Genomic DNA, 20,420 nt, shown 5'->3' on the forward strand with positions numbered 1-20,420 from the left:
ACCCCCGACCCCCATGAGCGAAATGACCCCCCGCGAGATCGTCCAGGAACTCGACAAGCACATCATCGGGCAGACGGCCGCCAAGCGCGCCGTGGCCATCGCGCTGCGCAACCGCTGGCGGCGCATGCAGGTGGACGAAGACCTGCGCAACGAGATCACGCCCAAGAACATCCTGATGATCGGGCCGACCGGCGTGGGCAAGACCGAGATCGCCCGGCGGCTGGCGAAGCTCGCCAACGCGCCGTTCATCAAGGTCGAGGCGACCAAATTCACCGAGGTCGGCTATGTCGGCCGCGACGTCGAGTCCATCGTCCGCGACCTGGCCGACAGCGCCATCAAGATGACCCGCGAACAGGAGATGGACAAGGTTCGTCACCGTGCCGAGGATGCCGCCGAGGAGCGCGTCCTGGATGCGCTGCTGCCGCAACCGCACCCCATCGGCTTCACCGACGCGGCGCCCGCTGAACCCGACCGCTCCGAGACCCGGCAGAAGCTGCGCAAGCTGCTGCGTGAGGGCCGCCTCGACGAACGCGAGATCGAGGTTGAGGTCTCGGCCGCGCCGATCGGCGTGGAGATCATGGCACCGCCCGGCATGGAAGAGATGACCAGCCAGCTGCAGGGTATGTTCCAGAATCTCGGCGGCGGCCGCACCAAACGCCGCAAACTGCGCGTACGCGAGGCCATGAAGCTGCTCACCGACGAGGAGGCCGCCAAGCTGGTCAACGAGGACGACCTGAAGCTGCGCGCCCTGCAGATGGTCGAGCAGAACGGCATCGTCTTCCTCGACGAGATCGACAAGGTCACCCAGCGCTCCGAGACCCACGGCGCCGACGTCTCCCGCGAGGGCGTACAGCGCGATCTCCTGCCGCTGGTCGAGGGCAGCACGGTGTCGACCAAGCACGGCATGGTGAAGACCGACCACATCCTGTTCATCGCCTCGGGTGCCTTCCATCTGGCCAAGCCGTCGGACCTGATCCCCGAACTGCAGGGCCGGCTGCCGATCCGGGTGGAGCTGGATGCCCTTGGTGTCGATGATTTCGTGCGCATCCTCACGGAGCCCGATGCCAGCCTCACCGAGCAGTATGCCGCGCTGCTGGCGACCGAGGGGGTGCAGCTGGAGTTCACGGCCGACGGCGTCGCGCGCATCGCCGAGGTGGCCTTCGACGTCAACGAACGCACCGAGAACATCGGTGCCCGCCGGCTGCACACCGTGCTGGAGCGCCTGCTGGAGACGATCTCCTATGATGCCTCCGACCAGAGTGGCACCCGCGTGGCGATCGATGCGGCCTATGTGGACGAGCACCTCGCCGACATCGCCCGTGACGACGACCTGAGCCGGTATATTCTTTGAACCAGGTGCTAGGTGCTAGGTTCTAGGGCCGAGGTGAAGGAAGAAGGGGTTTCCTCGGCCCTAGTACCTAGAACCTAGAACCTGCCTTGATAGAGGACTTACGCTATGAGCATCCGCCCCACCGAGATCAATCTGCACAAACAATCCCGTATCCTCGAAATTGCCTTCGAAGACGGGTCGCGTTTCAACCTGTCGTCTGAATACCTGCGCGTGCATTCACCCTCCGCGGAGGTGCAGGGTCACGGCCCTGGCCAGGGGGTGCTGCAGATCGGCAAGGAGGACGTGAGCATCGAGAACATTATCCAGGTCGGCAACTACGCCGTGCAGCTGTTCTTCGACGATAACCACAGCACCGGCATCTACGCCTGGGAAACCTTGTATGATCTGGGCAAGAACCAGGAGCGCTACTGGCAGGAATACCTGGACAAGCTCGCCAAGGCCGGCCACAAGCGCAGCGGCGAGGCGGCGAATTGAGCAACAGGTTTCAATCAACCACGAAGGACACAAAGGACACGAAGGAAATCTTTGGATTGAGGCCCGCCATGAATGGCGTCGTAAGGATGTACGGCGACTTTTCCCTTGATACCTTTGTGTCCGTCGTGTCCTTCGTGGTTAACGTCCAACAGGACAGAACATGACCGACGACAAGACCACCCACTTCGGTTTCGAGCAGGTCGGCTGGGACGAGAAGGCGCGCCGCGTCGGTGCGGTGTTCGATTCGGTCGCACACAAATACGACATCATGAACGATGTGATGTCGCTCGGTATCCATCGCCTCTGGAAGCGCATCGCCATCGAACTTTCGGGTGTGCGCACGGGACAGCGGGTGCTAGATCTCGCTGGCGGCACCGGCGATCTGGCGGCACGGCTGGCGCGCATGGCCGGGCCCGAGGGCGAGGTTGTACTGGCCGACATCAACGCATCCATGCTGCAGGTCGGCCGGGCACGGCTGCTCGATCAGGGTATTGCTGGCAATGTCCGTTTCGTCCAGGCCAATGCCGAACGTCTGCCGTTCCCGGACAATCACTTCGACTGCATCACCATCGCCTTCGGTCTGCGCAACGTCACCGACAAGGACGCCGCACTGGCCTCCATGTACCGGGTGCTCAAGCCGGGCGGGCGACTGCTGATCCTGGAGTTCTCCAAGCCGCGCGCACCGGGACTGGCGCCGCTGTACGACTTCTATTCCTTCAAGATCCTGCCGCTGATGGGCAAGCTCATTGCCAACGACCCGGCAAGTTATCAGTACCTCGCCGAATCCATCCGCATGCACCCCGATCAGGACCGCCTGCGCGCCATGCTGGAGCAGGTCGGCTTCGAGGACTGCAGCTACCACAACCTCAGTGGTGGCATCGTCGCCCTGCACCGCGGATTCAAGTACTGATGCCAGGGCCCGCACCCGCCTGGGTCGCCGGTGCGGTCGAGACCGCCTGCAATACCGCTTTCGCGCTCGACCCCGAGGTGCGCGCGCGCCTCGGGGCGCTGACCGGTAAGGTCATCGCCCTGGAGCTGCTGGGCCTGGGACTGCGGTTGTATCTCTTTCCGCACGCGCAGGGCGTGCAGGTACTCGGGCACTACGAGGGTGAGCCGGATACCGAGTTGCGCGGTGCACCACTGTCGCTGCTGCGCCTGGGACTGAGCGACCGGCCCGCCGACGAGCTGTTCGCCGGCGGCGTGGAACTGCGCGGTGACACCGCCACCGGCCAGGCCTTCCAGGATATCCTGCGCGCCCTGCGGATCGACTGGGAGGAGCTGCTCGCGCGCATCACCGGCGACGACATCGCCCATCAGGCAGGCCGCGCGACGCGCGCCGCGCGCGAACAGGCGCACCGGATGGGTGACACGCTCGCGCTCGACCTGAGCGAATACCTGCACGAGGAGGCCGGTGTACTGGTCACACGGCCCGAGATCGAATCCTTCCTGGATGCGGTCGACGGCCTGCGCAGCGATGCCGACCGGCTGGCGGCGCGCCTGCGCCGCCTCGAGGTGGCGTTGGCGGTACGCAGGTAAAAACCTGTCAGCCACGGAAGCACACGGAACGGATGACGTAAGGTCCTCGCGATCCATGCCGCGATCCCCCTTCGGGGTCCGGCTTAATGATGGGTGTGTTTTTCCGTATACTTTCCGTGGCTGAAACAGAATTCGTCAAATAAAGGCTGTCTGTGATGATCCGACCCACTCTGTTGTGGCGCGTGATGCACATCAACTGGGTCCTGGTCCGCAACGGCCTGGACGAGATCGTCTTCGCCACCCATCTGTTCCGGCCGTTGCGCTTTCTGTACCGCCTGGCACCCTGGAACTGGCTGCGACGCGAGCACCCGCCGCGTGGTGTGCGTATCCGTCGCGCACTGGAGCAGCTCGGGCCGATCTTCGTGAAATTCGGCCAGATCCTGTCGACGCGCCGCGACCTGCTGCCCGACGACATTGCCGAGGAACTCGCCCGGCTGCAGGACCGCGTGCAGCCCTTCCCCGGTGCCCAGGCGCGCGCGCTCATCGAGAAGGCCTATGGCCAGCCGCTGACGCAGGTGTTCGCCGCCTTCGACGAGACCCCGCTGGCCTCGGCCTCGATCGCCCAGGTGCACACGGCACGCCTGCCGGACGGCACCGACGTGGTGGTGAAGGTGGTGCGGCCGAATATCCGCCGCGTCATCCGCCGCGACGTGGCATTACTCTATTACGTGGCCGGACTGGCGGAGCGCTATTGGCGCGAGGGCCGGCGGCTGCGGCCGGTCGAGGTCATCCGGGAATTCGAGACCACCCTCCTTGACGAACTCGATCTGCTGCGCGAGGCCGCCAATGCCTCGCAGCTGCGCCGCAACTTCGCCGGCTCGAAGGTGTTGTACGTGCCCGAGGTGTACTGGCCGCACTGCCGCCGCGAGGTCATGGTGATGGAGCGCATCCACGGCACGCCCATCAGCAGTATCGCCGCCCTGCGCGGCCAGGGCATCGATCTCAAGCAGCTCGCCGAACGCGGCGTGGAGATCTTCTTCACCCAGGTATTCCGGCACAACTTCTTTCACGCCGACATGCATCCGGGCAACATCTTCGTGGCGCCCGACGGCCAGTACCTGGCGGTCGATTTCGGCATCATGGGTACGCTCAGTCCGGTCGATCAGCGCTATCTGGCGGAGAACTTCCTGGCCTTCTTCCGGCGCGACTACCGGCGCGTCGCCGAGCTGCACGTGGAATCCGAGTGGGTGCCGGCGGAGACGCGCGTCGACGAGTTCGAGGCGGCGATCCGCACGGTGTGCGAGCCGATCTTCGAGCGCCCCTTGAAGGACATCTCCTTCGGCCATCTGCTGCTGCGGCTGTTCCAGACGGCGCGGCGCTTCAACATGGAGGTGCAGCCGCAGCTGGTGCTGCTGCAGAAGACGCTGCTCAACATCGAGGGCCTCGGCCGCCAGCTCTACCCCGACCTCGATCTGTGGCAGACCGCGAAGCCGTTCCTGGAGCGCTGGATGAGCGAGCAGGTCGGGGCACGTGCCTTCGTGGGCAATCTGCGCCGCAACCTGCCGCTGTGGACCGAGACGCTGCCGGAGCTGCCGCAGCTCCTGCACCAGACGCTGCAGCAGGCCGCCAGCGGGCGGCTGCGGGTGGAGTGGCATTCCGAGGAGCTGCGCCAACTGCGCCGCGAACTGCGCGCCGCCAACCGCCGCAGCGTCTCGGCCATGGTCGGCACCGGGCTGCTGATCGCGGCGGCGGTGGTCTACGGCCTGGACGGCTTCGCCCCGCTCATGTTCGGTGGGGCGCCACTGCTGACCTGGCTGCTGGGCGCGGCCGGCATCGTACTCATCCTGCTGGCGCTGGGCCGGGACGACTGACGCGCCCGCGCCGCAGCGCCTCCAGGGAACCCCTGATCAACCGCACACCCAACCCGAAGACGCCAAGTCGCAAAGATCACCCAATGGCGCTTGCTCAAGCCGGGGTCGTGAAAAAATGGCCACAAAATCCACGGAACAACACGGAAAGTATTCATTACACAAACCCAGGATCATCCCACCGCGGTCGGGTTTCCGGGTTTTTACAATAAGCCATTTTTCCGTGTTGTTCCGTGGATTCCGTGGCCAACAAGGGTTTGAGCAGGTGCCTTCTCCCCAGGTTAGACGGTCCGGTGGTGGTCAGGGCGCTGCAGCGCCGCCTCGACCCGTGCACGCGTCTCCTTGCCCACCAGTGCCTCGATCAGGGTCAACACGAAATCCATCGCCGTCCCCGGACCGCGCGAGGTGATGATGCGGCCGTCCTGAACCACCGGCTCCTCGCGATACTCCAGCCCCGCCACGGCCCGCGCATCCAGCACCCCGGGGAAACTGGTCGCCCGGCGGTTGGCGAGCAGGCCGGCGTTGGCCAGGATCTTGGGCGCGGCACAGATGGCGGCGACGTAGCGGTCGGCAGCGGCCATGCGGGTGAGGAGGGCATGGATACGTGGATCGCGGTCGAGGTGATCGGCACCGGGCAGGCCGCCCGGCAGGACGATCATGTCGAACTCGCGGTCCGCGACCGCATCCAGGGTGGTGTCGGGGATCAGGACCGTGCCGTGGGCGGCGCGTACCGGTTGATCGTCAAGGCCGGCGGTGACGACCTCGATGTCGGCGCGCCGCAGCAGATCGATGATAGTGACGGCCTCGAGTTCTTCACAACCCTGGGCTAGGGGGACAAGGACGCTCGCCATAGGTGTTCCCTCTCGTGCTGACGCTCAACCAGTCGTGAGATGGGTACGAGTCTAACACCCTCCAACCGCGGCAGCTCCTGTTCCAGCAGCTCCAGAGTGGCGGCGTGGGGATGGCCGATGGCCAGCGCGCTGCCGTTGCGCCGCGCCAGCCCCAGCAGCCGCTGGAACTCGCGGCGCACACCCTCCGGTGTCGGCTCGGCGTCGAGGAAGACATCACGCGACACGCTGGGGATGGCATTTTCGTAGGCCAGCAGTTGGGCGACGGTGTGCCGGGTGGTGCGACTGTCGACGAAGAACATGCCCTCGCGGCGCTGCAGTGCGCGCATCAGCCACAGCATATGTCCGGGGTGGCGGGTGAGCAGGCTACCCATGTGGTTGTTGACCCCCACGGCGTACGGCACCCGGGCGAGATCGGCCGCCAGGGTCGCGTGCAATTCCTCCTCGGTCATGTCGAGCGTCAGCCCCCCCTGATCCAGGGGCCGGTCCTCGACGGTGGCCATGGGCAAATGCAGCATGACCTCCTTGTCACGGCGGTGTGCCTGCCGGGCGAGGGCCGCGGTATGCGGCGCGTAGGGGAGGAAGGCGCAGGTGACCGGCCCAGGCAGTCCGATGACACGCCGGCCCGCATCCAGACGGGTCCCCATGTCATCGATGATGATGGCGATCTCGGGGACCGTCGCGGGCCGCGGTTCGGGCACCGCCGGCAGGTGGCCGGCGGCCGTCAGCCAGGCCGGTAACAACGCCATCAGGCCGGCTGCGGCGGCGCTGCTGGGCCAGGGGCGCCGTACACGGCGCCCGTGACCTGCTGTCACCGCGTACGTTCCTGCTGGATGGCGAGACCCTTGAGCAGATTCAGGGCCTCGTAGAGCTGATAGTCCGTGCGCGCGAGCGACTCCGCCTCGGTATCCCCATCCTCCTTGCCGGCCTGCGGCTTCTTGCCCGCAGTGTCCATCTTCTTCTCCTTGCCGTTCTCGAGGTGGCGCGAGAGATCAGCCTCCTTGATGGTCTCGAACGGCTGCTCGACGGCGGCGACCTGCACGTCCTCCAGCTCGATGTCCGGAACGATGCCTTCGGCCTGGATGGAGCGACCGTTGGGTGTGTAGTACCGCGCGGTGGTGAGCTTCACGGCGGTGCCGTTGTTGAGCGGAATGATGGTCTGCACCGAGCCCTTGCCGAAGGTGGGCCGGCCCAGGATGATCGCGCGCCGGTGGTCTTGCAGGGCGCCGGCGACGATCTCGGAGGCCGAGGCCGAGCCCTGATTCACCAGCACCACCAGCGGCGCGTCATTGAGCACGTCGTCCGGCGTGGCGTTGAAGCGCAGGCGCGAATCGGCGATGCGACCCTCCGTATACACGATCAGGCCCTTTTTCAGGAAGGCATCCGATACCGCCACGGCACCGTTGAGGACGCCGCCGGGATTGTTGCGCAGGTCCAGCACCAGACCGCGCAGGGTGCCGGCCTGCTTCAACTCGTCGACGGCGCGTGCGAGGTTGTCCGCGGTGGTGGCCTGGAACTGCGAAATACGCACGTAGCCGAAGCCGTCCTGCAACATGCGCTGCTTGACGCTCTTCACCTTGATGATATCGCGCGTCAGGGTGATCTTCAGCGGCCGCTCCTGGCCCTCGCGCACGATCGTCAGGACGATGTCCGTGCCGGGCTTGCCACGCATGAGTTTCACCGCGTCGCTCAGGGTCATACCCTTCACCGGTGTCTCGTCGAGGCGGATGATCAGATCACCGGCCTGCACGCCGGCGCGCTGTGCGGGGGTATCGTCGATGGGCGCGATGACCTTGACGAAGCCATCCTCCATACCGACCTCGATGCCCAGACCACCGAATTCGCCGGAGGTGCCGACTTGCAACTCCTTGAATTCCTCCTGGTCGAGATACGCCGAATGCGGGTCCAGACCGGTAAGCATGCCGCGGATGGCATTCTGCAGCAGCACCTTGTCCTCGACCGGCTCGACATAATCGGCCTTGATGCGCGCGAACACATCCGTGAAGGTGCGCAGCTCTTCCAACGGCAATACCGACGCCGGCGCCGCGCGCTCCGCGAATACACCGTGACCGATGCTGAGCGACACGCCCAGCACCAGGCCGGTACCAATCAGGGCCAACCTCTGCGTTTGGGAATTCATTGGAAATAATCCATTTACCGGCTGCCGCCGGCGCTCGCTGAAAAGACGCTGCCTGTATCGGCCGCCACCCGACCGGACTTGGGCCGCCGGAACTAGGGCCTGTTAACACGATTCGCACCGCGGCGACGGCGGCCCATAGGCCGCGAGCCAAGGCGCGCCGAGCGCAGTGTACTGAACGTACATAAGTGAGGCGCAACACCGGCTCGCGGCCTACGGGCCCCGTCCCTCCGGGTTGCGCCCCAAAAGCTGCCAGGCCGCGTTGCTCGTTGTTCATTTGGAACAACCAAACTTCCCTCCTCGCGCCTTGCCTGGCAGCTTTTGGGGCAGCAACGCCGCGGTGCGAATCGTGTTAACAGGCCCTAGAGTAAATAGGACAAGACCATAGCACAGCGAACCCGGTAGCGAAACGCGCTCAACGGCGCGCCCGCACCGCATCCGGCCGGCCCGCGCACCAGGCCTGCGGGTTCTGCGGCTCACCCTGGTGACGCAGTTCGAAGTACAACCCGGGCCGCGCCATACCGCCGGTATCCCCCACGGCGGCGATCACGTCGCCGCCCTCGACCCAGTCGCCGACCTCTTTGTAGAGCGACTGGTTGTGGCCGTACAGGGTCATGTAATCGCTGCCATGATCGATGATGATCAGCAGACCGAAGCCGCGCAGCCAGTCCGCGAACGCAACCCGGCCGCTGGCGACGGCGTGCACATCCTGATTGGCGGCCGCGGCGATGAAGGTCCCCCGCCAGCGCAGGCTGCCGACATCACGGCGCTCGCCGAACTTCGCTGCCAGCTCGCCGGCTACCGGCCACGGCAGCTTGCGCTTGAGCTTGGCGAAGGGTTGCCGGTCAGCGGCGACCTGTTCGACGTCGGTCAAGGCGCGCAGCAGGTCGTTCACCAGCTGACCCAGACGCTGCTCATCCTTCTGCAACCCCGCCAGATGATCGCCCTGGTCGCGGACCTCGGCCTGCAGCTTGCTCAGCAGACCTTCACGGGTCAGGCGCTCCTCCGCCAGCGCCTGCTTCTCGGAGGCCTGTTGCGCCTGCGTGGCCGCCAGGGCCTCGTGTTGGGCCGCGATCTGCTCCTGCAACTGCGCCACCTGCTCCAGCATCACTGCGACCCGGTCGATGCGACTCAGCCGGGTGTGGTTGAGATAGCGGTAATAGGTGAGGGTGCGGCCGACTCTCGCCGGATCTTCTTGATTCAACAGCAGCTTGATTGGCTCCTGACGGCCGAGGAGGTAGGCGGCCCGGACCTGGTGGGACAGCGCCTGGCGCTCGACTTCGAGTTCGGTGCTGAGCTCCGTATAGCTGCGTTGCGACGCCGCCAGCCGGCGTTCCTCGTCTTGCAGACGGGAGCGGGTGGCACGCAGCCGGCGGGAGACGCGGCCGATGCGCTGCTCCACTTCGCGCAGCGCCTTTGCAGCGGCGGATTCCTCGGCACGCGTGGCCTCGAGCCGCTTCTGCAGTGCGTCGATGCGTGCGCGCAACTGGCTCAGCTCGGCACTGGCCCGGTCCGGGTCGGTCGGTATGTCAGCCGCGCTGGCGGCCGCAAACAGCGCCGCTGCCAGCGCGGCTACCAGACGGAAGGTACGTGCGCCCCCACGGATCGCGGTACGCGCCGGCCGCGTGGCCTCAGGAGCCACTGGTCTCCAGCACGACGTCGGCCGATGCCGCAACCTCGGGCTGCAGTTCGATCAGGGAGGTACCACTCATCTCCGGCGGCTGCGGCAGGTCCATGAGGGCGAGCAGGGTGGGCGCGACGTCGCACAACGAGCCGTTGGGATTCAACAGCGCCGGACGACCGACATACACCAGCGGCACGGGGTTGGTGGTGTGCGCCGTGTGGGCCTGGCCCGTATCGTCGCCCTGCATCTTCTCGGCATTGCCATGGTCGGCGGTGATCAGCATCTCCCCGCCGGCACGCTGCAGCGCCTCGTCGACGCGGCCCAGACAAACATCGAGCGCCTCGATGGCCTCGACGGCGGCCGAGAAGATGCCCGTGTGACCGACCATGTCGGGATTGGCGTAGTTGCAGACGATGACGTCGTACTTGCCGCTGTCGATGGCCTCCACCAGCCGATCGGTGACCTCGCCGGCGCTCATTTCGGGCTGCTGGTCATAGGTCGCGACCTGGGGTGACGGCACCAGGATGCGGTCTTCGCCAATGAACGGTTCCTCGACGCCGCCGTTGAAAAAGAAGGTGACGTGGGCGTACTTCTCGGTCTCGGCCAGCCGCAGCTGGCGCAGCCCCAGGCCGGACAGATAGGCGCCCAGCACGTTCTGCAGGCGCTCCGCCGGGAAGGCCACAGGGACCGCGAAATCCTCGTTGTACTCCGTGAGGCTGACGAAGCGCCCTAGACGCGGCGCCGCGGCCCGCTCGAAGCCGTCGAAATCCAGCTCAATGAAGGGCCGGGTGATCTGGCGGGCCCGGTCGGAACGGTAGTTCATGAACACGATGACGTCGCCGTCTTCGACGCGTACCGGCGCGCTGCCGGGCGGGACGATCGCCGTCGCCTGGACGAATTCGTCGCCCTCGTCGCGGCCATAGGCCATTTCCAGCCCGGCCAGGGCCGTTTCCGCCTGGAAGGCGCCGCGTCCCTGGGTGATCAGATCATAAGCGGCCTGGATGCGCGGCCAACGGTGGTCGCGGTCCATGGCATAGAAACGGCCGATGATGGAGGCGATGCGGCCCCCGCCGTACTCGGCGAACTTCTCCTCCATGAGCTGGATGGAGCCGGCCGCGCTGCGCGGCGGGGTATCCCGGCCGTCGAGGAAGGCATGCAGATACACCTTGGAGGCACCGCGCTTGACGGCGAGTTCCACCATGGCGTGGATGTGACATTCATGGCTGTGGACGCCGCCCGGCGACAGCAGGCCGAGGATGTGCACCGCCCGCCCGTTGGCGACGCCCAGATCGACGGCGTCGGTGAGGGTCTTGTTGTTGAAGAACGATCCCGTCTTGATGGAGCGGCTGACGCGGGTGAATTCCTGGTATACGACGCGACCCGCGCCGAGGTTCATGTGGCCGACCTCCGAATTGCCCATCTGCTCGCCCGGCAACCCCACCGCCGCACCCGAAGTGCGGATCAAAGTATGTGGGTAGTGTGCCCAGAGACGGTCCCAGGTCGGCTTCCGGGCCGCGGCGATGGCATTGGAATGCGTATCTTCCGAGTACCCCCATCCGTCCAGGATGAGAAGGACCATAGGCTTAGGGTTGGCAGACATGCTAACGCTCGATTGCTCCCGGGGAATTTAGAATCATTCTAACCCGAACCACCACGTGCCTCCAATGCCTCTCAAGATGCGCGCGCCCCGTCGCTTTCTCTCGGGCCGGGCGGGGCGTGCTGAAAAACGACGATAAACCCGACGTTGTCAGGCTGCTTAAAACGTTTATTATTGTATAGCGTTTTAATAATGAAGGGCAGCGCAGATCGCAATGATGTCCCCGACGCAGTATCCCGGCAATCTCTGCCGAGTCCCGCTTGAGGTAGACAATATGAGTGTAGAAGCGATCCATGATGACCTGATCACCCAGGACGACGACATCGATCGCGCATCGCGCTCGTTGAAGGCCATGTCTCATCCGCTGCGCCTGAAGATCCTCTGCACCCTGGGTGACCAGGAGGTCAGTGTGCAGGACATCGTCGAGCACGTGGGCACCTCGCAGAGCAACATCTCCCAACACCTGGCCATCCTCCGTGACAAGGGCATCCTCGCTTCCCGCAAGGATGCCAACCGCGTGTATTACCGGGTCGGCGACCCCCGCACCCTGCGCCTGATCGGTATGATGCGCGAGGTGTTCTGCTCGCGGCAGTAAGCGGACCCCTGGCCGCGACCCGCAGTGCCGATCATCCAGACCCCGACCAGCCCATGGCACCCGTCGCGGCAGAGACGGGTACACCGTGCCGCTCCGACCGACCGGCCGGCCGTTTGGGGCGGCCCGGCACACGGCCTCGACTAACAACAGGTTATTTCTCATCCCATGGACAGTACCAACCGCCTCACCGAATTCATCGTCAATCACTGGAGCCTGTCACTCGCCTTCGTCCTCCTCCTGGCGCTGCTGATCGGCAGTGAGATCCGGCGGCGACTGTACGGTGCACCGCAGCTCGGTCCGCACGCGGCCACCCGACTCATGAACGACACCGGCACCGTGGTACTGGACGTGCGCGAAGACGGTGAATGGAAGCAGGGCCACATCGCCAACGCGCTACACATCCCGCTGGGGCAGCTCGGCGGTCGCCTCAAGGAGCTGGACAAGTACCGTGACCGGACCCTGATCGCCTGTTGCCGCACCGGCCAGCGCTCCAATACGGCCGCCGCACGGCTACGCAAGCAGGGCTTTGCCAGCGTCTACAACCTCGCCGGAGGCATGGTCGCGTGGCAAAACGCCAATCTTCCCATCAGCAAGAAATAGTCGCCATGTCAGACGTCATCATGTACTGCACCGCCTTCTGCCCGTACTGTGTCCGGGCGCGCATGCTGCTGGAACACAAGGGCGTACCCTTTGTCGAGGTCCGGGTCGACCTGGAGCCGGACCGGCGCGGTGAAATGGAGGCACGCAGCGGTCGTACCAGCGTCCCGCAGATCTTCATCGGCGACTTCCATGTCGGCGGCTGTGACGACATGTTCGCCCTGGAGCGCGCAGGCCGGCTCGACCCGTTGCTGGTCCCGGTCGACTGAACGGCAGCCGGACCCGGGCCGGGCCGCAGCGCTCGGATGCTTGCGCCGGTCGCCCGCCGGGAGCCGGCGGTGACCGTACCCTTGAATTCGGAGGCCCATGCCATGACGACACCCCTGCACATCGTCTGCCCACACTGCGACGGCATCAACCGCGTCCCTGCGGATCGCCTCGGCGCCGGCGCCAACTGCGGCAAATGCCATCAGCCGCTGTTCACAGGCCACCCTCTGGCCCTGGACGGTACCCGCCTGCGACGCCACATCGCGCGCAGCGATATCCCGGTGCTGGTGGATTTCTGGGCCGCCTGGTGCGGGCCGTGCCGGGCGATGGCACCGGTGTTCGAACAGGCCGCCGCACGGCTGGAGCCGCGGGCCCGCCTGGCCAAGCTGGACACGGAACGCGATCCGGCCCTGGCCAGCGAGCTGGGCATCCGCGGCATCCCCACACTGATCCTGTTCAACCACGGCCAGGAGGTCGCGCGCCAATCCGGTGCCATGGACCTGGCCAACCTGCTGCGCTGGGCCGAACGCCATCTGGGCTGAAGTTCTGGCATACTAACGCCCCACTAATCGGCGTTCAGCCGCCCACAACATCCATCCGAAGATCAGACACCCAGCTACCAGGTACCCGTCATGGCAGAACAGACCAATCCCAACGGCCAGAAACAGTTCAGTATCCAGAAGGTCTATGTGAAGGACATGTCCTTCGAGACACCCAACTCACCCGCCGTCTTCACCCAGGACTGGAAGCCCGAGATCAACCTCGAGCTGAACAGCAAGGCGACCGGCATCGCCGAGGGAGTACACGAAGTCGTCCTGTCGCTGACCGTCACTGCGAAGCTGGACGGCACCACGGCCTATCTGGCCGAAGTCCAGCAGGCCGGCATCTTCGCCATGAGCGGGTTCGCCCAGGAAGAGACGGCGCCGATGCTGGGCGCCTTCTGCCCCGGCACGTTGTACCCCTATGCCCGCGAGACCGTGTCGGATCTGGTCGCGCGTGGTGGCTTCCCACAGCTGGTGCTGGCACCGATCAACTTCGATGCCCTCTACGCCCAGCAGATCCAGGAGGTCCAGGCACAGGTCGTCGACCCCGCTCCGGCATCGCACTGAGTGGAGCGGCACGCATGTCGGCCCATGCCCCGATCGCGGTCCTGGGCGCCGGCTCCTGGGGCACGGCGCTGGCCATTCTGCTCGCCCGCAACGGCCACAACGTGCGCCTGTGGGGGAACGAGGCGGGGGCCATGGCGCGCATGGCACGCGAGCGCTGCAACACCCGTTATCTGCCGGATGCGCCGTTTCCCACCGGTCTGGCCATCCACGCCGACCTGTCGGCGGTGCTGGCCGATCGTGCCGCCGCGCTGGTCGTCGTACCCAGCCACGCCTTCCGCACCCTGCTGACCGCCATCGCGCCGCTGCTCGCACCGGGGACACCGGTCGCCTGGGCGACCAAGGGTCTGGAGCTGAGCAGCGGCAAGCTGCTGCATCAGGTGGCCGGCGAGATCCTGCCAGCCGGCACGCCGCAAGCCGTCATCTCGGGACCGACGTTCGCGCGCGAGGTCGCCGCCGGCCTGCCGACGGCGACCACGGTCGCCGGCAGCGACACAGCCGCGGCGGAGCACTTCGCCGCCCTCCTGCATGGCACGACCTTCCGCGCCTATACCAGTACCGATCGCATCGGCGTCGAGCTCGGCGGCGCACTGAAGAACGTCCTCGCCATCGCGGCCGGCATCTCCGATGGCCTGGGTCTGGGCGCCAACAGCCGCGCCGCCCTGATCACGCGCGGCCTGGCCGAGATGATGCGCCTCGGCGCGGCCCTCGGCGGCCAGCGCGAGACCTTCGAGGGACTCGCCGGCGTCGGCGATCTGGTGCTGACCTGCACTGACGACCAGTCGCGCAACCGGCGCATGGGCCTGGCCCTGGGCCGCGGCCAGTCGCGCGAGGCGGCCCACAAGGCCATCGACCAGGTCGTCGAGGGCGTGGACACCGCGCACGAGATCCATCAACTCGGCCGGCGTCACGGGGTCGAACTGCCGATCAGCGAACAGGTCTACCGGGTCCTGTACGAGGGCGTCGCCCCGAAAGACGCCGTGCACGCCCTGCTGGCGCGGGATCCGAAGCCGGAAGCCGGGTAGAAACCCAAACCCCATTTTTACCGCAAAGGACGCAAAGGCGCGCAAAGGGAATTCTGCTTAAAAAACCCAAAACCACTTTAGCCACGGAAACACACGGAAGGACACGGAATGCAAAACCCGCCGCGCCTCACTATCCGTGTCTTTCCGCAGCTGAAATGAGCCTCTTTCGCCCATTGATGATTTACCTTTGCGCGCCTTCGCGTCCTTTGCGGTAGAAGTGAATTCCGACTTGGCCCAAAACCCCAAACCCCATCTTCACCGCAAAGGACGCGAAGGGACGCAAAGCAAATTCTGCTTAAAAAACCCAAAAACCACTTTGGCCACAGAAATACACGGAAGGACACGGAATGCAAAATCCGCCGCGCCTCACTTTCCGTATAGTTCCACGGCTGAAATGAGCCTCTTTCGCCCATTGATAATTTACCTTTGCGCGCCTTCGCGTCCTTTGCGGTAAAAATGGGTTTTAGGGGTTTGGGGTTTTGGTCTCTGGGGTTTGATGTTATCCACCCCCCAGGAAGCCGGCCTGCCGCCACGCCTCGTACACCACCACGGCGACGCTGTTGGACAAATTCAGGCTGCGTACATTGGGGCGCATCGGTAACCGCAGGATCTGTTCCGGCGCCAGCGAGCCCAACAGCTCGGCGGGCAGTCCGCGCGTTTCGGGGCCGAACAGAAAGGCGTCGCCCGCGGCGAAGGCGGCCTGGTCGTACCGTCGTGTGCCGCGTGTGGACATGGCGAACAGGCGTGCCGGTTGGACCTCCTGCAGGAAGGTGGCCAGATCCGGATGGTCACGCACCTCTGCCCACTCGTGATAATCCAGGCCGGCACGCCGGAGCTTGCTGTCCTCGAGCACGAAGCCGAGCGGGTGAATCAGGTGCAGGCGGCTGCCGGTGTTGGCGCAAAGGCGTATGATGTTGCCGGTGTTGGGCGGGATCTCCGGCTGATACAGGACGACGTGAAACATGCTGATTGGCCACAGAAGCACACGGGAAAAAATAGAAAGTAACGAATATCAAAAGGTATGGTCGGCGGGGTGTTATACCATAGTCCCCATTCCATGTTTTTCCGGGTGCTTCCGTGACCATTGACATGCTGACGACCGACGACCGTGACAAACTGGCGCTCACCTTCTGCGGTATGCGCTTCGATTCGCCGCTGGTGCTGCTGTCGGGCTGCGTCGGCTTCGGCGAGGAATACACCCGCGTGGCCGGTTTCTCCAACCGCGACGTCGGCGCCATCTGTCTCAAGGGCACTACCGAGAAGCCGCGCCTGGGCAATCCACCGCACCGCATCTACGAAACCCCGGAGGGTATGCTGAACGCCATCGGCCTGCAGAACCCGGGCGTGGACAAGGTCGTCGACGAGATCCTGCCGATGCTGGATTTCACCGAGACGCGCTTCATCGCCAACGTCTCCGGCTCCACGGTCGAGGAATACTACAACGTCACCCGGCGCTTCGATGATTCGCCCATCGACGCCATCGAGATCAACATCTCCTGCCCGAACGTGAAGGAGGGCGGGGTGGCCTTCGGCAACGACCCGGACATGTCGGCGCGCGTGGTCGCGGCCTGTCGCAAGGCGACGAACAAGCCACTGATCACCAAGCTGTCGCCCAATCAGACCGACATTGCCGAAAACGCGCGCCGCTGCATCGAGGCCGGTACCGACGGCTTCGCGGTCATCAACACCCTGATGGGCATGGCCATCGACATCGAGACCCGTCGTCCGGTGATCGGCAATAATCAGGGCGGACTGTCCGGGCCGGCCATCAAGCCCATCGCCCTGCTCAAGGTCCAGCAGGTCGCCCAAGTGTGCCGGCCGCACAAGATCCCGATCATTGGCCAGGGCGGGGTGGCCACGGTCAGCGACGCCCTCGAATTCCTGATCGCCGGGGCCACGGCGGTCGGCGTGGGCACGGCGCTGTTTTACGAGCCCCTCCTGTGTCCCCGGCTCAATGCCGGGATCGTCGACTATCTCGACCGGCACAACCTGAGTAACGTCAGCCAATTGACGGACACACTTCAGCTCCACGGTCAGGCCAAGGTCTGCGCACCGGCCAGCACCGGCACGACCTGACCGGCAGCCCGGACGCCACGACATCGTCTTGAATTAAAAACAAAATCTCGTATTGCCCGCAGAATCACACGGAAAAAACGCCGGCCAGGCCCTGCGCTTCATACCGGCATCCTGCCGCACAGGGAACGCGACCGGCGACATCTCCATAACTATCTGTTATTTAAGTAGTTATTGTATGATTTCGCGGCCGGAATGACGTTCTTGCAGTGAACAACCCTTAGCCCCCTCGCCGGTATGCCCCTGGCGGCCACACCGGCCCTGGTCCGAACCTTGCTTGTGCCGAATCCCAACCTGTGATTCGAGCGCTTGGCTATGTACGGACTGCACTTCGGACTGGCATCCGCACCGTTCCGCATCACCCCCGACACGCACCGGTTCTACCCCGGGGCGCAGCGCGGGGCGGTGCTGGACGCGCTGGCCTACGCCATTTTGCAGGGCGAGGGCATCGTCAAACTCTCCGGCGAGGTCGGCAGCGGCAAGACCATGCTGTGCCGGATGCTGGCCGAACGCCTCGCACCGCAGGTCGACATCGTCTACCTGGCCAACCCCAGCCTGCGCCGCGAGGACATCCTGGAGGCCGTCGCCCTGGAGTTGCAACTCCCGACCGGCGGCAGCCGCCTCGAGACCCTGCAGGCACTGCACACCTTTCTGCTGGAACGCCACGTCCAGGGCCGGCGCGTCGCGGTGTTCGTGGAGGAGGCCCAGGGCATGGATCTGGAGGCGTTGGAGGAGATCCGCCTGCTGTCCAATCTGGAGACCCGTGAAGACAAGCTGCTGCAGATCGTGCTGTTCGGTCAGCCGGAGCTGGATGTGCATCTGGCTGCGCACGCGGTGCGGCAGTTGCGCGACCGCATCACCCACAGTTTCTCCCTGCCGCCGCTGACGCTGGCGGATATCCGCGACTACATCCCCTTCAGGCTGCGCGCGGCCGGCCATCAGGGCGGCGACCCGTTCACCCCCATGGCCTACCGCTTGCTGCTGCGTGCCTCCCAGGGACTCATCCGACGGATCCACATCATCGCCGACAAGGCGCTGCTGGCCGCCTATGCGGGCGGCGTCCGGCAGGTGCGGCTCCGACATGTGCGTCAGGCCATCGCCGACAGCGAGTTCGCCCCACGCGGATGGATGTCAGCACCCCGCCCCGTCTGGGCACTCGTGGCCGGGATTGCGGTACTGATGGCGGTGGGCATCGCCCCATTGGCCACGGCCCCCCGACCCGGCATAACGCATCACGACACACCGCAACCAGCCGAGTTGGCGCGTATCCAGCCGGCGGCCGGCGTAGATCAGCGCGCGCTCCGGGCACCCACCCCGGTGGATCCCGGCTCGCCCTTCGCGGCCCGCAGTGCCGCTGCGCACGCCCTGTTGAGCAGCGACACCGGCGCCCGCTACACCATCCAGGTCATGACCAGCGACAGCGCCGCCACCGCGCCGGTGGAACGCTATCTGCAGGCGTCCACACGGCTGGACCACCTCGAGGATCTGTACATCGCGCCGGTGCACATCAACGGCTCGCGGCGCTGGTCCGTGCTGTACGGCAGCTTCGACAGCTACGCCGCCGCCCAGCGGGCCTTGCAGAACATCCCCGCGGCGCTGCAGGGCCACGGCCCCTATCTGCGCCCCCTGACGGCCGTGAAAAAGGAGGCGTCCGGCCACTGGCCGCCGGCGCGACAGGACACATGATGGACACCTCACGTTTATCCCGGACGGCGGCCCTGCTTGCGGGGCTGCTGCTGCTTGCCGCCTGCGCCCCGACACCGCTGCGTCCCGACCCCGGGCATATGGCCGCGGCGACGGCGGCACAGCAGGACATCCCTGCGCCGGTGCAGCGCGTGCCACTGCTGGAGCCGCCGCGTCCGGCGGCGCCGCTGGAGACCTACAGCGTGGTGGTCACCGACGTACCGGTGAAGGACATGCTGTTCGCACTGGCGCGCGACGCCGGCTTGAATGTCGACATCCATCCGGGCGTCGACGGGACGGTCACACTGAATGCCATCGACCAGACCCTGCCGCAGATCCTTGCCCGCATCGCCCGGCAGGTGAACGTGCGCTTCACCCAGGACGGCGACACCCTGCAGGTCGAACCCGACCAGCCGTTCCTGCGCAGCTACAAGATCGATTACGTCAACATGGGGCGCAACAACACCAGCAACGTCAGCGTCGCCACGCAGATCGCGACCACGGGGCAGGCGGCCGTGGGTGACACCGGCGGCGGAGCCGGCGGCAACAATTCCACCACCGAGGTCGCCAGCATCTCCAACCACCAGTTCTGGAACACCCTGGAGCGCAACGTGCGCGCGATCCTCGGTGAGGCGGTCGGTGTCGATGCGACCGAAGGTTCAGCCGCGGTCATCATCAATGCCGAATCGGGCCTGCTCACCGTGCGCGCCACGACGCGCGAACACCGGCAGATCCAGATGTTCCTGGATCAGGTCCTGGTCAATGCGCAACGGCAGGTGATGATCGAGGCCACCGTCGTCGAGGTCGAACTCAACGACCAGTACCAGCTCGGGGTGGACTGGACCCTGATCGCCAACGGTGCCGGCTGGAGCGTGAACCAGGCGCTGCTCGGCACGAATCTGAGCGAGACACCTTTTTCGCTGCTGACCTACGCCGATCCCGACACCCGGCGCGGTGATTTCACCGCCAACATCGGCATGCTGCGCCAGTTCGGTGACGTGAAGGTGCTCTCCAGTCCGCGCATCATGGCCATCAACAATCAGACGGCCCTGCTCAAGGTGGTCGACAACCTGGTGTACTTCACCATCGAGGCGGACACCACCACCAGCCAGACCACCGCCACCACCACCTTCACCAGCACGGTGCACACCGTGCCGGTCGGCTTCGTCATGAGCGTCACGCCGCAGATCAACGACACCGACACGGTGATCCTCAACATCCGCCCGACCATCTCGCGGGTGACCAGCTTCGTGCAGGATCCCAACCCGTCGCTGGCCCCGTTCGGCATCGAGAGCAGCGTGCCCCAGATCCAGGTGCGCGAAATGGACTCGCTGCTGCGCATCCATTCCGGCCAGACCGCCGTGCTCGGCGGCCTGATCCAGGACAGCGTGGATCTCAACCGCAGTGGCACACCGGTGTTGTCCGAGTTGCCGGGCATCGGCGATCTCTTCAGCTATCGCGACAACCGCGTGAACCGCACCGAACTGGTGATCTTTCTGCGCCCACGGGTGATCCGCGAGGCCAGCGTGGACGGCGAACTGGCTGACTATCAGCGCTATCTGCCGGGGCAACGGCATATCACCGCCGAACCGGAGCGACTGACCGACGGTCTGCGCGGAGGCGGCCCATGAGCCTGCTGATGGAGGCGCTCAAACAGGCGGAGCACGCCAAGCGCGATCAACCCGCCGCCCCCTCGGAC

The 20,420-nt window shown here is 65.5% G+C and carries 20 protein-coding genes; 14 read left to right on the forward strand and 6 right to left on the reverse strand.

The genetic code is table 11. From position 1 onward, the window contains the following. Positions 1-13: 13 nt before the first annotated feature. The 5 genes from hslU to ubiB all read left to right on the forward strand — a co-directional run bounded on the left by hslU (position 14) and on the right by ubiB (position 5,172). Positions 14-1,351, forward strand: a complete 1,338-nt coding sequence (hslU, locus tag K8I04_05080; protein MBZ0071082.1) for an ATP-dependent protease ATPase subunit HslU — start codon at positions 14-16, stop codon at positions 1,349-1,351. 105 nt (positions 1,352-1,456) lie between these two features. Beyond that, positions 1,457-1,825 carry a DUF971 domain-containing protein gene (locus tag K8I04_05085; protein MBZ0071083.1) on the forward strand — a complete coding sequence of 123 codons (369 nt, stop codon included), beginning with the start codon at positions 1,457-1,459 and terminating at the stop codon, positions 1,823-1,825. 160 nt (positions 1,826-1,985) lie between these two features. Beyond that, on the forward strand, positions 1,986-2,735 hold the full coding sequence (ubiE, locus tag K8I04_05090) for a bifunctional demethylmenaquinone methyltransferase/2-methoxy-6-polyprenyl-1,4-benzoquinol methylase UbiE (protein ID MBZ0071084.1): 750 nt from the start codon (positions 1,986-1,988) through the stop codon (positions 2,733-2,735). After that, the gene (locus K8I04_05095; GenBank protein MBZ0071085.1) at positions 2,735-3,361 is read left to right on the forward strand and encodes an SCP2 sterol-binding domain-containing protein; all 627 of its coding nucleotides are present in this window, start codon (positions 2,735-2,737) and stop codon (positions 3,359-3,361) included. The genes ubiE and K8I04_05095 overlap by 1 nt, the downstream gene beginning before the upstream one ends. Before the next feature lie 155 nt (positions 3,362-3,516). Next, the gene (gene ubiB / locus K8I04_05100; protein ID MBZ0071086.1) at positions 3,517-5,172 is read left to right on the forward strand and encodes a ubiquinone biosynthesis regulatory protein kinase UbiB; all 1,656 of its coding nucleotides are present in this window, start codon (positions 3,517-3,519) and stop codon (positions 5,170-5,172) included. A gap of 278 nt (positions 5,173-5,450) precedes the next feature. Here ubiB and K8I04_05105 read toward each other — a convergent pair whose 3' ends face one another. The 5 genes from K8I04_05105 to gpmI form a co-directional block, all read right to left on the reverse strand. Continuing rightward, positions 5,451-6,020 (reverse strand): DJ-1/PfpI family protein, encoded by a 570-nt coding sequence (locus K8I04_05105; protein MBZ0071087.1) that lies wholly within the window; start codon positions 6,018-6,020, stop codon positions 5,451-5,453. Further along, entirely contained in the window at positions 5,996-6,832 is an 837-nt protein-coding gene (locus tag K8I04_05110) for a divergent polysaccharide deacetylase family protein (GenBank protein ID MBZ0071088.1), read from the reverse strand. The genes K8I04_05105 and K8I04_05110 overlap by 25 nt, the downstream gene beginning before the upstream one ends. Further along, the gene (locus K8I04_05115) at positions 6,829-8,157 is read right to left on the reverse strand and encodes a S41 family peptidase (protein MBZ0071089.1); all 1,329 of its coding nucleotides are present in this window, start codon (positions 8,155-8,157) and stop codon (positions 6,829-6,831) included. Before K8I04_05115 ends, K8I04_05110 begins: the two co-directional genes overlap by 4 nt. 412 nt (positions 8,158-8,569) lie before the next feature. After that, positions 8,570-9,796 carry a peptidoglycan DD-metalloendopeptidase family protein gene (locus K8I04_05120; GenBank protein ID MBZ0071090.1) on the reverse strand — a complete coding sequence of 409 codons (1,227 nt, stop codon included), beginning with the start codon at positions 9,794-9,796 and terminating at the stop codon, positions 8,570-8,572. After that, the gene (gene gpmI, locus K8I04_05125; protein MBZ0071091.1) at positions 9,786-11,378 is read right to left on the reverse strand and encodes a 2,3-bisphosphoglycerate-independent phosphoglycerate mutase; all 1,593 of its coding nucleotides are present in this window, start codon (positions 11,376-11,378) and stop codon (positions 9,786-9,788) included. The genes K8I04_05120 and gpmI overlap by 11 nt, the downstream gene beginning before the upstream one ends. A gap of 271 nt (positions 11,379-11,649) precedes the next feature. Here gpmI and K8I04_05130 point away from each other — a divergent pair, with 271 nt between their 5' ends. The 6 genes from K8I04_05130 (at position 11,650) to K8I04_05155 (ending at position 14,965) form a co-directional block, all read left to right on the forward strand. After that, complete coding sequence (locus K8I04_05130; protein ID MBZ0071092.1) at positions 11,650-11,970, forward strand: metalloregulator ArsR/SmtB family transcription factor; 321 nt, start codon at positions 11,650-11,652, stop codon at positions 11,968-11,970. 165 nt (positions 11,971-12,135) lie between these two features. Continuing rightward, the gene (locus K8I04_05135; protein ID MBZ0071093.1) at positions 12,136-12,570 is read left to right on the forward strand and encodes a rhodanese-like domain-containing protein; all 435 of its coding nucleotides are present in this window, start codon (positions 12,136-12,138) and stop codon (positions 12,568-12,570) included. Positions 12,571-12,575: 5 nt separating this feature from the next. Then, complete coding sequence (gene grxC / locus K8I04_05140; GenBank protein ID MBZ0071094.1) at positions 12,576-12,836, forward strand: glutaredoxin 3; 261 nt, start codon at positions 12,576-12,578, stop codon at positions 12,834-12,836. 102 nt (positions 12,837-12,938) lie between these two features. After that, on the forward strand, positions 12,939-13,376 hold the full coding sequence (trxC, locus tag K8I04_05145) for a thioredoxin TrxC (GenBank protein ID MBZ0071095.1): 438 nt from the start codon (positions 12,939-12,941) through the stop codon (positions 13,374-13,376). A 90-nt stretch (positions 13,377-13,466) separates the two neighbouring features. Then, the gene (gene secB / locus K8I04_05150; GenBank protein ID MBZ0071096.1) at positions 13,467-13,943 is read left to right on the forward strand and encodes a protein-export chaperone SecB; all 477 of its coding nucleotides are present in this window, start codon (positions 13,467-13,469) and stop codon (positions 13,941-13,943) included. A 14-nt stretch (positions 13,944-13,957) separates the two neighbouring features. Next, positions 13,958-14,965 carry an NAD(P)-dependent glycerol-3-phosphate dehydrogenase gene (locus K8I04_05155; GenBank protein ID MBZ0071097.1) on the forward strand — a complete coding sequence of 336 codons (1,008 nt, stop codon included), beginning with the start codon at positions 13,958-13,960 and terminating at the stop codon, positions 14,963-14,965. Between the two features lie 499 nt (positions 14,966-15,464). Here the strand turns inward: K8I04_05155 and trmL are convergent, their stop codons facing one another. Then, the gene (gene trmL / locus K8I04_05160; GenBank protein ID MBZ0071098.1) at positions 15,465-15,929 is read right to left on the reverse strand and encodes a tRNA (uridine(34)/cytosine(34)/5-carboxymethylaminomethyluridine(34)-2'-O)-methyltransferase TrmL; all 465 of its coding nucleotides are present in this window, start codon (positions 15,927-15,929) and stop codon (positions 15,465-15,467) included. A 125-nt stretch (positions 15,930-16,054) separates the two neighbouring features. On the opposite strand from trmL, the gene K8I04_05165 reads away from it, so the two are divergent. From K8I04_05165 to mshL, 3 genes are all read left to right on the forward strand, one after another. Beyond that, positions 16,055-17,041 carry a dihydroorotate dehydrogenase gene (locus K8I04_05165; protein MBZ0071099.1) on the forward strand — a complete coding sequence of 329 codons (987 nt, stop codon included), beginning with the start codon at positions 16,055-16,057 and terminating at the stop codon, positions 17,039-17,041. A gap of 312 nt (positions 17,042-17,353) precedes the next feature. Continuing rightward, entirely contained in the window at positions 17,354-18,724 is a 1,371-nt protein-coding gene (locus tag K8I04_05170) for an AAA family ATPase (protein ID MBZ0071100.1), read from the forward strand. Further along, entirely contained in the window at positions 18,721-20,352 is a 1,632-nt protein-coding gene (gene mshL, locus K8I04_05175) for a pilus (MSHA type) biogenesis protein MshL (protein MBZ0071101.1), read from the forward strand. Before K8I04_05170 ends, mshL begins: the two co-directional genes overlap by 4 nt. Positions 20,353-20,420 lie beyond the last annotated feature (68 nt).

Source organism: Gammaproteobacteria bacterium (genome assembly GCA_019911805.1).
Classification (GTDB): Bacteria; Pseudomonadota; Gammaproteobacteria; order Thiohalobacterales; family Thiohalobacteraceae; genus JAHJQQ01.

What these genes read in the sequence shown, in the direction of transcription:
- K8I04_05165 (MBZ0071099.1), top strand. Translation starts at nt 16,055, where the DNA reads ATGCTGACGACCGACGACCGTGACAAACTGGCGCTCACCTTCTGCGGT.
- trmL (MBZ0071098.1), bottom strand. Translation starts at nt 15,929, where the DNA reads ATGTTTCACGTCGTCCTGTATCAGCCGGAGATCCCGCCCAACACCGGC.
- ubiB (MBZ0071086.1), top strand. Translation starts at nt 3,517, where the DNA reads ATGATCCGACCCACTCTGTTGTGGCGCGTGATGCACATCAACTGGGTC.
- K8I04_05085 (MBZ0071083.1), top strand. Translation starts at nt 1,457, where the DNA reads ATGAGCATCCGCCCCACCGAGATCAATCTGCACAAACAATCCCGTATC.
- K8I04_05155 (MBZ0071097.1), top strand. Translation starts at nt 13,958, where the DNA reads ATGTCGGCCCATGCCCCGATCGCGGTCCTGGGCGCCGGCTCCTGGGGC.
- mshL (MBZ0071101.1), top strand. Translation starts at nt 18,721, where the DNA reads ATGATGGACACCTCACGTTTATCCCGGACGGCGGCCCTGCTTGCGGGG.
- ubiE (MBZ0071084.1), top strand. Translation starts at nt 1,986, where the DNA reads ATGACCGACGACAAGACCACCCACTTCGGTTTCGAGCAGGTCGGCTGG.
- secB (MBZ0071096.1), top strand. Translation starts at nt 13,467, where the DNA reads ATGGCAGAACAGACCAATCCCAACGGCCAGAAACAGTTCAGTATCCAG.
- trxC (MBZ0071095.1), top strand. Translation starts at nt 12,939, where the DNA reads ATGACGACACCCCTGCACATCGTCTGCCCACACTGCGACGGCATCAAC.
- K8I04_05105 (MBZ0071087.1), bottom strand. Translation starts at nt 6,020, where the DNA reads ATGGCGAGCGTCCTTGTCCCCCTAGCCCAGGGTTGTGAAGAACTCGAG.
- K8I04_05135 (MBZ0071093.1), top strand. Translation starts at nt 12,136, where the DNA reads ATGGACAGTACCAACCGCCTCACCGAATTCATCGTCAATCACTGGAGC.
- gpmI (MBZ0071091.1), bottom strand. Translation starts at nt 11,378, where the DNA reads ATGTCTGCCAACCCTAAGCCTATGGTCCTTCTCATCCTGGACGGATGG.
- K8I04_05115 (MBZ0071089.1), bottom strand. Translation starts at nt 8,157, where the DNA reads ATGAATTCCCAAACGCAGAGGTTGGCCCTGATTGGTACCGGCCTGGTG.
- K8I04_05170 (MBZ0071100.1), top strand. Translation starts at nt 17,354, where the DNA reads ATGTACGGACTGCACTTCGGACTGGCATCCGCACCGTTCCGCATCACC.
- K8I04_05130 (MBZ0071092.1), top strand. Translation starts at nt 11,650, where the DNA reads ATGAGTGTAGAAGCGATCCATGATGACCTGATCACCCAGGACGACGAC.
- hslU (MBZ0071082.1), top strand. Translation starts at nt 14, where the DNA reads ATGAGCGAAATGACCCCCCGCGAGATCGTCCAGGAACTCGACAAGCAC.
- grxC (MBZ0071094.1), top strand. Translation starts at nt 12,576, where the DNA reads ATGTCAGACGTCATCATGTACTGCACCGCCTTCTGCCCGTACTGTGTC.
- K8I04_05095 (MBZ0071085.1), top strand. Translation starts at nt 2,735, where the DNA reads ATGCCAGGGCCCGCACCCGCCTGGGTCGCCGGTGCGGTCGAGACCGCC.